Source organism: Plesiomonas sp. PI-19, from assembly GCF_021368255.1.
In the GTDB taxonomy this organism is placed as follows: domain Bacteria; phylum Pseudomonadota; class Gammaproteobacteria; order Enterobacterales; family CAMTGL01; genus Plesiomonas; species Plesiomonas shigelloides.
Genome location: NZ_JAJNMQ010000002.1, coordinates 18,142 through 33,330 on the forward strand (window position 1 = coordinate 18,142; position 15,189 = coordinate 33,330).

13 protein-coding genes are annotated in these 15,189 nt (G+C 48.1%); 6 read left to right on the plus strand and 7 right to left on the minus strand.

Going from position 1 to position 15,189, the window contains the following annotated elements; genetic code table 11:
- Positions 1-327: 327 nt before the first annotated feature.
- Positions 328-1,251, plus strand: coding sequence for a Kdo hydroxylase family protein (locus LQ901_RS15095; RefSeq protein WP_230406960.1), 924 nt, complete (start codon positions 328-330; stop codon positions 1,249-1,251).
- Positions 1,252-1,423: 172 nt separating this feature from the next.
- On the opposite strand, the gene LQ901_RS15100 is transcribed toward LQ901_RS15095, so the two are convergent.
- From LQ901_RS15100 to LQ901_RS15110, 3 genes are all read right to left on the minus strand, one after another.
- The gene (locus LQ901_RS15100; RefSeq protein WP_106912328.1) at positions 1,424-2,773 is read right to left on the minus strand and encodes an APC family permease; all 1,350 of its coding nucleotides are present in this window, start codon (positions 2,771-2,773) and stop codon (positions 1,424-1,426) included.
- A 665-nt stretch (positions 2,774-3,438) separates the two neighbouring features.
- Complete coding sequence (locus LQ901_RS15105) at positions 3,439-4,251, minus strand: hypothetical protein (RefSeq protein ID WP_233672399.1); 813 nt, start codon at positions 4,249-4,251, stop codon at positions 3,439-3,441.
- A gap of 11 nt (positions 4,252-4,262) precedes the next feature.
- Positions 4,263-5,900 carry an LruC domain-containing protein gene (locus LQ901_RS15110; RefSeq protein WP_178088293.1) on the minus strand — a complete coding sequence of 546 codons (1,638 nt, stop codon included), beginning with the start codon at positions 5,898-5,900 and terminating at the stop codon, positions 4,263-4,265.
- Between the two features lie 301 nt (positions 5,901-6,201).
- On the opposite strand from LQ901_RS15110, the gene LQ901_RS15115 reads away from it, so the two are divergent.
- On the plus strand, positions 6,202-6,573 hold the full coding sequence (locus LQ901_RS15115) for a DUF2628 domain-containing protein (protein ID WP_152135308.1): 372 nt from the start codon (positions 6,202-6,204) through the stop codon (positions 6,571-6,573).
- A 105-nt stretch (positions 6,574-6,678) separates the two neighbouring features.
- Complete coding sequence (locus tag LQ901_RS15120) at positions 6,679-7,239, plus strand: hypothetical protein (protein ID WP_010863289.1); 561 nt, start codon at positions 6,679-6,681, stop codon at positions 7,237-7,239.
- Between the two features lie 163 nt (positions 7,240-7,402).
- Here the strand turns inward: LQ901_RS15120 and LQ901_RS15125 are convergent, their stop codons facing one another.
- Positions 7,403-8,002, minus strand: a complete 600-nt coding sequence (locus LQ901_RS15125) for a LysE family translocator (protein ID WP_207542551.1) — start codon at positions 8,000-8,002, stop codon at positions 7,403-7,405.
- A 383-nt stretch (positions 8,003-8,385) separates the two neighbouring features.
- Positions 8,386-9,090 (minus strand): YoaK family protein, encoded by a 705-nt coding sequence (locus LQ901_RS15130; protein WP_010863287.1) that lies wholly within the window; start codon positions 9,088-9,090, stop codon positions 8,386-8,388.
- Positions 9,091-9,435: 345 nt separating this feature from the next.
- Between LQ901_RS15130 and LQ901_RS15135 the strand changes: the two genes are divergently transcribed.
- Positions 9,436-11,082, plus strand: coding sequence for an EAL domain-containing protein (locus LQ901_RS15135; protein ID WP_152135309.1), 1,647 nt, complete (start codon positions 9,436-9,438; stop codon positions 11,080-11,082).
- A gap of 81 nt (positions 11,083-11,163) precedes the next feature.
- On the opposite strand, the gene LQ901_RS15140 is transcribed toward LQ901_RS15135, so the two are convergent.
- Positions 11,164-12,462 carry a hemolysin family protein gene (locus LQ901_RS15140; RefSeq protein WP_152135310.1) on the minus strand — a complete coding sequence of 433 codons (1,299 nt, stop codon included), beginning with the start codon at positions 12,460-12,462 and terminating at the stop codon, positions 11,164-11,166.
- Between the two features lie 18 nt (positions 12,463-12,480).
- On the minus strand, positions 12,481-13,131 hold the full coding sequence (locus LQ901_RS15145) for a DedA family protein (protein ID WP_010863284.1): 651 nt from the start codon (positions 13,129-13,131) through the stop codon (positions 12,481-12,483).
- A gap of 176 nt (positions 13,132-13,307) precedes the next feature.
- Between LQ901_RS15145 and LQ901_RS15150 the strand changes: the two genes are divergently transcribed.
- On the plus strand, positions 13,308-13,778 hold the full coding sequence (locus LQ901_RS15150; protein ID WP_106912281.1) for an anti-virulence regulator CigR family protein: 471 nt from the start codon (positions 13,308-13,310) through the stop codon (positions 13,776-13,778).
- A 799-nt stretch (positions 13,779-14,577) separates the two neighbouring features.
- On the plus strand, positions 14,578-15,147 hold the full coding sequence (pagP, locus tag LQ901_RS15155) for a lipid IV(A) palmitoyltransferase PagP (RefSeq protein ID WP_152135311.1): 570 nt from the start codon (positions 14,578-14,580) through the stop codon (positions 15,145-15,147).
- Positions 15,148-15,189: the final 42 nt, after the last annotated feature.

Here is a 15,189-nt window from a genome sequence, read left to right on the forward strand (position 1 = left end):
TGCGCCCTATTTATCTGAGCGTTCCACTCTACAATCCGCCTGTCGACATAAGAGGTACTTACGCTGATATTTAAGTGTATAGCCATGCGGTGTGCACCTCTTTGATATAGTGCTGGCATAACACTAGCGATGGTTTATCAGTGCTTATTGCTGTATCAGACACGGCATCGCGTTTACTTGAACGTGAGCCATTACATATATATCTATTAGTTCTAATTGCTCTCTAATATTAGAATGAGCGGCTTGTATAACCGGACAAGATTGAAGGTGATGAGACAGCACATTAAGCTCAATGAACGGACAAACTGACTTATTGAGGCCATCACTGTGTCCCATTCTTCGCTTTTGTTTTCCGATGCGTTACCTGATGCCATTATTACCTTGCCGCATACTGACTGGGCTACACCATCCGAGTCGGCGATCGATGCAATTGATGCCTTAGAGCAAGGAAAAGTGCTGTTCTTGCCCCAACTGGCGTTTTCCCTAAGCGCCGAAGAAATTAGCCTCCTAACGCCAACCTTAGTCGACCCAAAACGCAAAAACATCAGCTATCAACCCCAGCGCGACAAGCTAAGCGGGATCGCCAATGATGCGCACAATCAAAGCGATATCGCCACCGTGCGCACATTACTGCAGCGCCACTACCAACAATGCCAGCAATTAATTGACCATCTGCTGCCTGCATACCGCGACCATCTGCATAGCCCGACCAACAGCTTACGTCTGCACCCCATCGCGGCGTGGAAAGCGGGCAATTCGTGGCGTAAAGACGATACCCGTTTACACATTGATGCGTTTCCCTCTCGCCCCAATCACGGCGAGCGAATTTTACGTATTTTCACCAATATCAATCCTCGCGGTGAAAGCCGTGTTTGGCGCGTAGGCGAACCCTTTCCTGCATTAGCGCAGCGCTTTGTGCCACTTTGCAAACGCTATCATCCCCTCACCTGCTGGCTACAAAATAAAGTGGGGATCACCAAAACTTACCGCAGCCATTACGATCACCTTATGCTGCAATTACATGACGCCATGAAAGGCGATCCGGACTATCAAGAAGCAGGACTACAACGGCAAATTGCATTTCCTGCGGGAAGCAGCTGGATCTGTTTTTCTGACCAAACCGCGCATGCCGCGATGTCAGGGCAATTCATGCTGGAACAAACCTTCTTGCTGCCGGTGAAGGCCATGAAAACACCCCAGCACGCGCCCTTACAGATATTAGAAACGCTCCTACATAAGCCCTTGGTATAAAAGTCTTCCCCAAACACATAATGTCTTGGATGTGATGCAACGATTCGAATTACATCAATGACACACACATAAAACACCGACAAAAAAGGCCGCAAATGCGGCCTTTTTAAGCTTACTTTCCAACTCAGATATCACGCTTATACCAAGCACGCTGAGCATAAGATTGGGGGGATCAGTTACCCATTTGCGGCAGTGGCTGACGGAAACGGCGCGTCAACACGGCCATATACACGACACCCACCAGCGCCCATGTCAGACCCAGCACCAATGAGCTTTCTTCCAGATTCATCCACAACACCCCTACGGTCATCGCGCCGAGCAGTGGCAGGATCAAATACTGAACGGTCTCTTTCATGGTTTTGTTGCGCTTTTCACGAATGTAAAACTGCGCTACAACGGCCAAGTTAACGAACGTAAAGGCCACCAACGCACCGAAGTTAACCAATGCGGTTGCTGTCACCAAGTCAAACGATACGGCTGACAGCGCTATCGCCCCCACCAGCAACACGTTAATCGCTGGGGTGTGCCATTTCGAGTGCACGAAACCAAACACTTTCTCCGGCAGCACCGCATCACGACCCATCACGTATAACAAGCGCGAAACCCCCGCATGGGAAGCCATGCCAGAAGCCAGTACCGCCACCGTGGTCAAACACAACACCACGGACTGGAACAGCTTGCCGCCTACATACAATGCAATTTCCGGCAATACCGCATCAGGATCGTGGAAACGTGAAATATCCGGAAAATACAACTGCAAGAAGTATGACACGGAGATAAAAATCACCCCGCCAATCAGCGCCGTCAGGAAAATAGCTTTCGGCACCACACGTTCGGCGTTTGGCGTCTCTTCCGACAACGAACTGATGCCATCAAAACCGAGGAACGAGAAACATAAGATCGTCGCGCCTGTCAGCATTGGCAGCAAATGTGCATTTTCCGAGAAGAATGGCTTAGTACTGGCGACCGTTCCAAGGCCTTCACCTTGGTACACGCCATACGCCACCAACGATATAAACACCACGATAATGGCAATTTGTAACGTCACAATCATGCTGTTGAGATTTGCAACAACATTAATACCACGCAAGTTCATGAACGTCATAAGGCTCACGAAACCGAAAATAAAGATCCATGGCTCTACATTCGGGAACAGCGCAGTTAAATAAATCTTTGCCAACAAGGCATTGATCATCGGCATAAATAGGTAGTCAAGTAACGATGACCAGCCCACCATGAAACCGATATACGGGTTAAATGCCTTCTGCGCATAGGTATATGCCGATCCGGCAGAAGGAAAACGTCGCACCAGTTTTCCGTAACTGAGCGCAGTAAAGAGCACACCAATCAGTGCAATCAGATACGATGAGGGTACATGACCATCAGTAATATCTGTCACGATACCAAACGTATCAAACACGGCCATAGGCGTGAGGTATGCCAAACCCATCATGACAACTTGCCATAATGAGAGCGTCTTTTTTAATTGTGGTTTTTGGGTCGTGCAGGTATTAGATGCCACGGACGTGTCCTCCTATCCGCTCAACTTTTTGGGTACTAACGACAGCCAAAAGCTGGGTGAACAAGAGAATACTTCGTTGCAGATCAGAAACAGAAAAACAAGAAAGGATACGGGAGAAAACACGGGTGCAGGTTACGTTCAGTCCTGCTCCGGCCCCATAATCGCTGCTGGTGCAGCGCATGAATGCGAATAATTGCATTACAGGTTCCTCGTACGGCGTTTTGGCGCACTAAATCAGATTATCATGTCCGGATGAACTCCGGCCTCGTCAACAAATTAAAAGCAAAAAAATAACCGACGCCTTACAACGTCGGTTATTTACGTGCGCATTTTGCACTAACTATTATATCGTTACAATCCCTTCGATACACTTATATAGCAACACATTGATATTAAATAGAATATTTTAGATTTGCCGTTTTTTTTGAACCAAAACATGACAACGTCTAACTCATTGAGTTAGCAAAGAAAAAAATACGCCTTTAGCATGCATTTCTGGTGATTTATGATGGCATTGAACAGAACACCATGATCTATCACTTCACCCGATTTTTATCTTTTTATAAACAAACCAATTTGTTAAAACGTGCCGTATCACCCATCTTACTTTTCGAAACCTGTGCGACAAAAAATATGCCGCACATGTTTGTTTTTTCACCGAATGCTTATTGCGCAGGATACTCCGCCCGTTTTTGTCCAGCCAAAACATCCATCAGCGAATAACGAGCTTCACTGCCTAAACCATCCGGTAGCCACTCCAGTACCAATATCTTCCAGTTAGGGCTAAAGGTAACCGATTTGGGCAGATCATCAGCCGAGAACGTCCCGATCAAGGTGCTGTAATCCGGCCGGATCATGGGAGCGATGGTGGTACTGTCTGCGGCTGAATACACATTCACACGCACCGCGTCAGGGCCTTTGAAATACAAGGTCAGCGGCTTATCAGTGGCCAAAGTAAAATTATCCGGTACCACTATGTCTGATGAGCTGGTTACTGGCGTAACCGGAACGGGCACTGGCACGGGTACAGGAACCGGAATTGGCGCTACCGGCGTGGGTTCCGGTTTCACAACAGGCTCCGGCACCGGCTTTACTACTACCACTGGTTTCGCCTTCACTGGTTTGGTCACAGTAGCAGGCTTGGTTGGGGTAGGTTTAACCACGGTCACGGGCTTTGTCGGTACGGGAGCTGGTTTGACCGGCGTGGGCGCAGGCTTACTGGTTGCAGTAGGCTTTGCCGAGACAGACGCCGGTTTAGTGACTACCACTGGTTTTGTCGACGGCGGTACAGATTTGACGACCGGCGCAGACTTCTCCGACACCGCAGGCGCCGATTTAACGCTTACCGCCTGCTTGGCCGGTGCAGATTTGCTTGGCGCGGTCGACGCTGGCTTAGCGGGTGCCGTACTTTCTGCGGCGAGAGCAAACATAGCGCCACACGACATTATGAGTGCAACAATCTTAGGGATCAGCTTCATCATCGGCTCCTCTACTGTTCCTGCCCTTGATACAAGCGGTCAACTATCGCTCGCAAAAAGTGATACCAATCAGTGTCTTTTAGACCGCTCGACTGGATCCATGAAGGAAACGCAGGGTAACTCAGCGTAATATCAATACGCTCGGCACTTTGTGACCAGCCATCAATGAAATTCATGGCCCATGGGAAACCGCGACTATCCACAAACTTCGATGTGGAGAAGATCGCCGAGTTATCATCTAATCGTCCATACAACGTGGTATCAAACAGCTCAGTACCGCCAAATTGCGGTAAATGCACCTGCCACTTCAGGCCTGGCTGGAAACCAATATTCTCACCGTGATAAATACCGGGGGTGGCGAAAATGAAAGGATCGTACGGTGCGCTGCCTAAACGCGCGCGGGCTATCGGTTTATCAAACTCCACCACCAGCTGATACTGTGTATTAATATCTTCACGGCAATCCGGTTTAGTACGGAAATATTCACACCGTGTCGGTACGGCATCTTTTAAATCATAGCTGAAGACAAATACTGCCTCTCGGTGACTCGGATCGAGCGCTAGTTTGTTCACCACCTCGCCATTCTTGGTTAACAGCGCGGATTTTACTTCGCTGGCTTGAACGCCCGGAAGCCGCCATGCAAAACCATTATGATACCCCGCTCCCAGTGATTGCACTTTGGCGTCAATCGTCAATTGCTTCAACGCATTAACGTTATTGGACACTTCATGCATCTGATAAGAAATGGCGACGTCATTAAAATCATAATCACCTTGTTGCGGCCACAGATCTTCAAAAGCCACCGTTGCCCAGCGATTCTGCCCTGGATAATAGCTATCAAATTCGATATTTGGATTATCAATCTGCACCAGTTGTTTAAAGCGCGTTGAATCCACACTGTAGTTAGGATTTTCATCCGTGCCCTGATTACTGATACCTTTTACCGCCTCAATAGGCGTTAATACCATTTCAGCAATCACATCGTTGAAATCATGATCGCCACCGGTGCGGAATATATCTTCAAAACCGATAATTAAACTTTTCCCCGGTTGGTTAAAGAGCACTACATTATGGAATTTTAAATCCGCAGCGGCTTCAGTATTCAGTTGGCTCAGGTTATAAAACGGGCCTTGGTAGGTGGGGCTATTGGTGACTTTGCCATAGCTGCCCCCCCATCCCCAGCCATTTGGCACAACAAAGAGTCCAATCCCTTGATTAGCGGTCAGCTCTACCCCTTTAAGGGCTACCGTATCACCGGTGACCATCTCCCCATCGGGCGGTAATGACGCATTGGGAAATACAATGACGTGATTTTCAATATCTGCAGAAGTCTTAGGTGGGTTGTTCACATCATAAATAAAATAGCCCAAGCTATTTCGATATCCAGCACCTTCGCGCAAAAAGCGCAGTTTAACGGTGGCTATACCCTTGAAATCGGGGTCCAACTCAATTTTGGTATAATCGTCACTGGCAATAAATTCAGGTTTGACCCGAATCCCTTCCGGTAACATCGAGTAGACATTGTCCAGAATTTTCGCTGGAGGGGGTTCGTTAACGACCGCTACAGGCTTCCCTTTCTGACTATAACCCACATCCGGCGAGCCGGTCATCCAGCTAAAGTCTACCGCACTAGCCGGTACCGCTAGCATCAGACTTGACAGAGAGATCAGTGTACTGAGTGATCGCATCACACTACTCCTCGTTTACATTACTTACTGTAAAGCGTAGATGAGGATCACAAAGGTGCTTAAGTCTAAATCATCATATATCTCGACATTATCGTGCCGAATACTTAGGCTCAGGGCGAAAATCAGGTTGTATCAATAGCGCTCGTCTCTATCTTCCCCTCTCCCGCTCTCTCCTCACCGCTCAATCGCACTGTGACAATTGGCTACATTCCTAAAACTCGACCAGACTGAATAGGTTAAGTTGCGTTGGCAGGAATCGAAGATGAAACAATACAAAATTTTTCGCAATGCCTCGGGCCAAGTTGAAGCGGTGAAACAGGGCTGGTCTTGGCCGGCCTTCTTTTTCAGTGTGATCTGGGCCATTGCTAAACGGCTGTGGATCATTGCGATTTGGGCCATCCTGATTGTCATGGCGATAGGTACGTTTTTAAGCCTGAATGTCGATTATGAATATAGCTATGAAATTACCAACATCCTTTCCCTGTTGGTTTATGTCGTGTTCGGGGTATATGGCAACCGCTGGCGCGAAAAACATTTGCTCACCCGCGGATTTAAACATGTCGAAACCTTAACCGCTGCCAATCCCGCCGGTGCAGTTGCCCTGTATTCAAAAGCAACCAGCGAAGCAGCGTGACCATTTTGTTTTGCTTGGGATCGGCTAGTCACATCTCCACCAATACGGCGACGACACAGCAATTATAAACTCACATTTTACTAACTGACCAATGAAGAGGGATGCATGAAAAGATCGCAATATATCGCGCTGTTGATAATCGCACTCAGTTCAACAACCGCTATCGGTAAAGAAACGTTGGTGATCAATCGCGCGATTACCGAACCTGAAGTTCTGGCGGCACAAAAAGCATGGTGCGCTGCCTTAGTCGATATCAGTAACACCTACCAAAAAGAAGGGCTAGCAGCAGCCAAAGCTTTAGCGGGAAAAGTGATCGACAGCGCCTATGGCTATCAAATGGGGGGAGTGCTGTTTAAGCCTACGTTAACGGTCAACCCGCAAACATTTCGTACCACTCGGGCCGGTGCGTTAGCCTATTTTGTTGGGGATGATCCTGCATTTCCAAACGACACCGGCTTTGCACTCAAAAACTGGAAAAACTGCGCCATTGACAACGCCGCGATTCTCATCACCGGTGATAGTGCCACGACGATGGGCAAAGTGAATCTCACCAATGCTCAGGGCCAAGTCACTACCGTCGACAAAACCTGGCAGTTTGTTAAAGACGACAATGGCGCACTGCGAATCGTGGTACACCATTCATCATTAGAGCATCAAGCCAAATAGCCGCCTATACGGTCTTAGCGATGTGCTGCACGATCAAATCCTCGGCGGATTGACGTTGTTAGCGCAATAAAAAAGGGAGCAAAAATGCTCCCTTTTTTACATACGACCACACAAAGCAAACCAAGAGTCACATATTGATTTACGTGCACAGCGCCTGTTCTTGTTAATCAACAGCTAACCAAATCCCGACAAAAATCATCAAACTGCCTGCGATTCGGTTCAACCACTGAACATTACCGCTTTTTTGCAAAAAATAACGTAGGCTCTGCCCACCACCGGCATATGCCAGTAAACAGGCAAACTCAGTAAACAGAATAATACTGATCAGGACGCTAAGTTGCGGCGCCAATGTTTTAGCTGGATTCACAAACGGTGGAAGCAAAGACACCATGAATACCCAGCCTTTAGGATTGGAGATTGCCGTCATAAATCCCTGCATCGCTAAGCTGCGTGCTGACACCATGGGTTTCTCGTCATTTTGCGTCAACTGCATAGCGCCACTGCTGAGCCACATCCGTACTCCGAGATAAATCAGATACGCGCCGCCCGCATATTTGAGCAACTGAAACAGTGTTGGATAGTTCAGCATCAAGCTAGCGACGCCAATCACCGAAGACACCGCCACCACCGCCACACCGATTAGCTCGCCCCACATCATCGGCAACGTTCTGCGTACCCCAATTGACATTCCCAGAGTCATCGCCAATGTCATACACATCCCTGGCGTAAAAGAGACAAAAAAGAAAGTCGGAATAAATAACATCAGCGATGTCATATCAATATAAGCGGACAACATCATTCCCCTGACAAGCGATAAAAATTAGGTCGACTCGCTACAGTAAGCCAGCGCTAAACTAAATGCCATACCACGCACGTATAAACATTCCGGCCACTGCAAGCCCAGCAAACAATTCGTGCGCCAATGCACAGTTTGCAATTAAAATATGATTATCCGTGATCATTCCGCCGGATTTAAACCGCCACGACTCCACTCTCACGCCGGTTTAGCAGACGAGGCAATCAGCTGGGTCACAGCAGCTCGCCACGCATTGGCATGAATGCGCGTACATACAAAACAGGCTACCCAAAGGTAGCCTGTCACTGCGGTTAGGCGCAGGTCGCAAAGTACAACTCTCAGTATCCAAATCAACCCGAGACTTGATCCGCAATACGCACCTGGCGATTTTTGCGGTAGATTTTTACCTGACTCATGGTGATATAAGCCGCGCCCGTGATGAAGATGATCCCCGCCGGGATCAGTAACGCGGTATATTTCAACGCGGTATACAAAAATGTACCCAGCACACCGCCGCAGAAAAATCCGCCCACTAGCATGCTGTGAATCAAAATTTTCTTCTTACTGTGCTGCTTACCCGCGAGCCAATGCCCTACCGAGGCCCCCAGATCAGAGATGATCCCTGTTAGGTGGGTTGTTCGAATAATCGCCCCACTGTAAGTGGTGACCATCGCATTTTGCAGACCACAAGCCGCCGCCGCCAGTAACTCGCCAACGAAATATTCCCGGCTAAAAAAGAGGTAGGCAAAAAACAGCAGCGTACTTTCCAGCAGCAACCCAACGCCATAACTGCGGCTTTGACACAGACTCTGATTTTTGACTACAAAACCACTTAACATCGCACCAACAAAAAATGCGGTGATGATAGAAATCGTCGGAATGAGCGCCTGTAGATTTGCCTGAGCCAGTTCGATGGATGATTTTGCGACCATGCCGGTCAGATAAGAAATTGCATTGTGTGTGAATCCCAGTACAGCAATCGCGTTGGTCAAACCGGCGCATGCTGCAAGGATAAAACCCCCATACCACACTACACGGGGTAACTTGCCAATCACAACCTTGTCCTGATAGCTAACAACAGAAGACGCTACTATAAACCTAATTTTTTCTAATGGAATAGAGCAAATAGACTACTCACCAAATCTTTGCGCTGTATTAATTTTTACCGCTTTCACTCCCCACGTTCTGTGACCTTGCGCGATAGGAAAACACCGAAAACACTTTTCTGCGGCACAAGATCATCACGATGCAATAAAAAACGCCCCGCACAACAAGTATAAATTCTGAATACCTGTCTTATTTATAGAAATCCATAACGAATCGGTCTTAACAGTAGCGTAGCATTTGGGTGACTTGGTTGTTACCTTTAATTAAGTGTCAGGACGAAGGCTACTAGGACAATGGAATTACAACCGGGTCTGATGACCTCACACCAAAGTTATAAAAAGCGCCGTCTCGGGTTGAGCTTTGGATTGGGCATACTGACGTTCTGTTTATCGCTCGGTGCAGATATCCTGTTGGCGCATTACAAAGTGGAAAAAGCCCAGTGGCAATATAGCCAGCAAATCCTGCAGCAGTTTTCCGCCGATCTGAACAAGCTAGCCGTAGTTGGACAAACACTGAGCCCCCTATTAGAGCAACCTTGCGCTCAGGTTGAAGCCCGCCTACAACAGCAAGGTGCCATCTCCACCACGCTGCGTTCCATCATGCTGATTGATAACCAACAACTGTATTGCTCTTCCACTCTCGGCACCCAGCAGCATGATGTCAGCCAACGCTTTCCTGAAGTGCAACACGCCACTCCACATCTGCGTTTGCTGTCTGGTTCGCTCGATTTAGGCACACGACCATTGATGGCGCTATGGCTGCCACAACCAGGGCAAACAGGTAAAGGCATCATGCTGCTGTTTGATTTGCAGCAAGCGATCCGCTTTCAGTTACAACTCTCACACCCTTATCTATCGCGCGCGGCATTACAAATTGAGCAACAGGCTATTGTCGGGGGGACCTACAAAATCCTCAGCCAAGAGATGTTAGCCGAAACCGGCGTCACCAGTAACGGGCACGTACTGAGTACCCCAGTCAAAGTCCATGTCTACGCACGTCCAATGCGAGATATCATCTGGGATAATGCCACCAGTCACATTGCCGTCGCCCTGTTGCTTGCGCTCATGGTGGGTACCCTCACCTTCTCGTTCAGCCGTAAACATTTCAGTGTGCATAACGATCTGATCCTTGCGATGCAGCGCAATGAATTTATCATCAAGTATCAGCCGATTATTCAAAGCGATAATTTGCATTGTGTTGGCGCGGAAGTTTTGGTGCGCTGGCAAACCGCTAAACGTATCATTCCGCCGGATGTCTTTATTCCTTTGGTGGAAGAGCTAGGGCTGATCGTTCCCTTTACCCGTTATGTCATCGCCCATGTTGCCGACGAACTGCCGAAAAGCGCCCAGCTGCCCAAAGACTTCAAAATCAGTATTAATGTCGGCTCAGAGCACCTGAATAATGAACAGCTGTTTGCTGATATGCTGAAGTTCAAACATGCGCTGCCGGCGAATCTACAGTTGGTGGTCGAACTCACCGAACGAACCCCCATCGACATCGACGAACATGCCGAACAGTTGCAGCAGCTGCAACGTCATGCCATCAAAATTGCCTTGGATGATTTTGGCTCTGGTCACAGCTCACTGTCTTATCTTAAAAAACTGCACCCTGATTACATCAAGATTGATAAAACCTTTACCGCGACCATCGGCACTGAAGCCATCACCGCTACCGTGCTTAATATGATCATCGATTTAGGTCAGAAGCTGAATATCGCGGTAGTCGCTGAAGGAGTGGAAACCGAAGAGCAAGCTAACTACCTGCTACAACGCGGGGTGCAGTTTTTACAAGGTTTCTATTTTGCCCGCCCTATCTCGATGGCCGAACTGCAGCAGTGGCTCAATAGTAAAATTATCTACCCTCCGGCACATATGCCGCGGATTATGCCCATCGCTAAAACCGCCGACTCAGCACATGTCAGGCACAAAAAAGCGGACTAGGTTGCCCTAGCCCGCTTACTGATTGACGACAAGTGATTGGTGCGTATTTCTTACTGAATACAGTACACCGGATATTTTGTATTACCCAGCGCTGACAGAGCCCGATAAGCGGCTGATCAATACTTTGTCGACCTTAGTACCATCCATGTCCACCACTTCAAACTCATAATCCTGCCACTGACACTTATCCCCGGTACGTGGCACATTACCCAGCAGCAACATGACCAAGCCGGCTAAAGTGTGGTAGCGATAGGAGCGATCTTCCGGTAATACCTCCAGCCCCAGCAGCTCTTTAAGCTCAGCGGTTGGGATCAACCCATCCACCAACCAAGAGCCATCACTGCGCTGGACTATCCATGCCTCTTCATCCGGCGATTTAAACTCACCGGTGATCGCCTCAATAATATCTTTTTGCGTTACGATACCCTGCAAGTCACCATACTCATCCACCACAAACGCCAGCTTAGTATCAAAGGTTTGGAACTGTGCCAGCAAGTCCATGCCATTGATGGTTTCGGGTAAAAACACCGGCTCAAACATACCGTGAAACAAACTGACGCCATCACGATTGAGGTAGGTATTTTTTAGCAGCTGCTGCGCGGTGATCACCCCCACAATGTTATGCAAGCCACCATCTGTCACAGGGTATTTGCTAAAATCGGTATGTTGGATACGCGCGATATTCTCTTCGTAGCTCAGACGCGTGTTCAAATAGACGACTTCGCTACGGGGTACCATCACCGAGGAAATTTGCCGCGCATCGAGGCGAAACACGTTCTTCACCATCTTATTTTCCTGCGGCTCAATCACCCCCGCACTGGCCCCTTCATCCAGCATGTAGTGAATATCCTCCTCAATAGAGGCGCTACCATCTTTTTCCCGGATCCCGAGTAAAGACAAAATGGCCGTAGTAGAGACCGAGAGTAAACGCACAAAAGGGCTGGTTAGGGTCGCGAGCAGCATCATCAGACGCGCAACCAGACAGGCAATCCGCTCGGGATCTATCTGCCCAATACGCTTGGGAACCAACTCACCGATGACGATAGAAACGTAGGTAATGATGACAACCACCAGAACGGTGGAGAGATAATCGCTGTGGGCTTCACTGATCCCGATCCACCCCAGCAATGCTTTGATATAGATAGATAAAACCGACTGCCCGACAATACCGCTTAGAATACCAATAGAGGTAATACCGATTTGTACCGTGGACAAGAGCTTATTTGGATCTTGTCCCAATTCCATGGCGACTTTGGCTGATTTGCTGCCGGCTTTATATTTGTGGGCTAACTTTCCTTTCTTGGCGGTAATCAGAGCTATCTCTGACATGGCGAACACACCATTCAAAATGACCAACGCAAGAAGCGCCACTATGTCCATATATTCCTCAGGTTAATGTTATTGAGTACGTGGTTTGAACTTCTTATATACCAATAAACATAAGCCTGATACCAGTAAAACTGCGGGCACGGAGATGACAACTTTAAAAAAGACGGTTTCGTACTCCGTCGCCCATTGGGTATTACTGACGAAATATCCCAATGTCACAATCGGCACTACCCACAGCACGGAACTAATCAGATTGATGATGAAAAAACGCCACTGTGAATAGGCGGTGATCCCAATCATAGAAGGATAGATAGTGCGTACAAACGCGATGTAGCGTGCAATCAGCAACGTCAACGCGCCGTGACGTTCGATCAAGGCAAAGGTACGTTGCCGATACTTATCATCCAGACTTTGTACTAAGCGGTTGAATAACCGTGTATGCCCAAACAATCGACCTTGTAGATAGCTGAGCCATGAGCCCACACAGGCGGCAATCACCAATACCACCGCAAAGCCGGCGGGTAACACATCCAATTGAATCAAGGTACCGGTTAAAAATAACAAACTGTCGCCCGGTAAAAACGCAGTAGGAATAAACCCATTCTCCAGCACAATAAATGCCACTAAGATGGTACACACAAGTACCGAAATACTGGGATCCGAAAGGGTTTGCACATCCATATGGATGAGAGCAGTAAATAACTCAGACAATGACGACATGATAAGCTCATATAATTAGCGCACAACGAATGCATAAAACTACGCTCATCGCTGCAAGATGATACAGAGTGATTAAGCATACCACCCCCGGCGCCCCTTGAAAGCTACTATTACTTTACCAAATATGATTATTCAGCTATGTTCAGCGTTTATTTAGTTATGCGATAGAGGGCATAATGACGCCAAGCTTGAAGCATCGCTCTTTTTCTCGCGCCCTGCTGGCAAGTGCGCTGATTTGTAGTTTGTCCGTAACCTCCGTGTGGGCCGATCCGCCAGAAGGCAAAGGCCATGGTAAAGGCAACAGTCACCACGGCCATAAATCTAAACATCACAAATCTGAACACAAGTCTGATTTCTCTACGACGGATGCCTTGATTGCAGCCGGCATTACTGTTGCTGCAGCGCGTTCGCTGGCACTGAATAATCAGCTGATTCAATTTAGTCCGTTGCCGCCAGGGATTCAGAAAAACCTGATGCGCGGAAAGCCGTTACCGCCGGGGATAGCAAAGAAAATGTTACCCGTACCGTTTATTAAACAGCTGCCACACCATCCAGGTTATGAATGGCGCGCTGTGGGCAGTGACTTAGTACTGGTTGCACTCTCTACTGCAATTGTGGTTGATGTGCTGAAAAACGTCTTCGATTGATTGTGCTACCGGTAGCGGAAATCCACCAATTTCACCATGAAATTCATGTAGGCCCTCTTGCTTCCGCAAGGTGTAATCAGCCGGAATCGCTTCGGATGTCCCGCACTTAAACAGGAAACTTTATTCGTAACTGACTGAGAATAGGTCAGTCGAGATGTCACACCCTCCCTAATCCGTATGCCATACCAAACAGGTCTCGCGCATCGTGCAACCTATGACAGTACTCGCTAGTATAAATCAGGCGGATTTATCTCGGATGTCACATGCTTAATGGTGGTGTTAGGGCTTGTCACTCGATAGCACAGACTCGCACGGCTACGGTATCAGCGCTTAAATAGACTCGCAGAGGTATGGAGGGCTTCACTCAGGCACGCACTTTCCATGCACAACGTATGCTAATCATGCCTAGGACATCTGCTATCACGCAAATAACACCGGAGTTAAATCCAGCGGAATCGCCTCGGATGTCACACGCTTAAATGCATCATTCGCGACAGCAATGTAGAGTCAAAGCCCCTCATCGACTAGCCCTGTACACGCAAACAAGCAGAACTAACCGTAACGTGAACCATCAAGCATGGACGACATCGCTAAATAATCTGGCGGAATCACCTCGGATGTCACACGGTTAAATATGCCTATTCTAATCACCTAGACTCCCCCATCCACCAATTTCACTGTGAAATTGCCCGTTTCCACAGCGACGTAGCCACTGCTGCTTGGCATAGTCAATTTGACAATCACCTTATCCACGACAAGACTTCCCATATACAGCTCCCACATAGCAAACAGGTTGCCTATGCGTCATTTTCTTACCGGCCTTGGCTTACTGTTACTCTTATCAACGGCTAGCGCCCAAGCCACATCATCGGCGACGCCGACAGAGCAAAATCCTCATTGGTGGAATACCTTCACCAACAACATCGTACAAACGTGGGAAGAGCCACAACACTACGATCTGTATTTGCCGTTTCTGAGTTGGCATAACCGCTGGCTCTACGATGAGACAGACCATTACAATGAAATGCCATGGGGTGGCGGGTTCGGCATATCACGCTACAACGAAGAAGGTAATTGGCATGCCTTATATGCCATGATGTTTAAAGACTCGCATAACCACTGGCAACCGATTGTTGGTTATGGTTGGGAAAAGGGTTGGTACATGGATGACGACGAAGATGTGCGACTTGGACTCGGCTTTACCGCCGGGATCACCGCACGTAAAGATATGGGTAACTACATTCCGTTACCCCTCGTATTACCGCTTTTCTCCGCCAGCTATAAACAAATGAACCTCCAGTTCACCTATATTCCGGGCACCAAAAATAACGGCAACGTCCTGTTTGCTTGGCTACGCTACACATTTTAGCGTACGTGGATCACCCAATAGCGGGGTGTTGAATATCACACT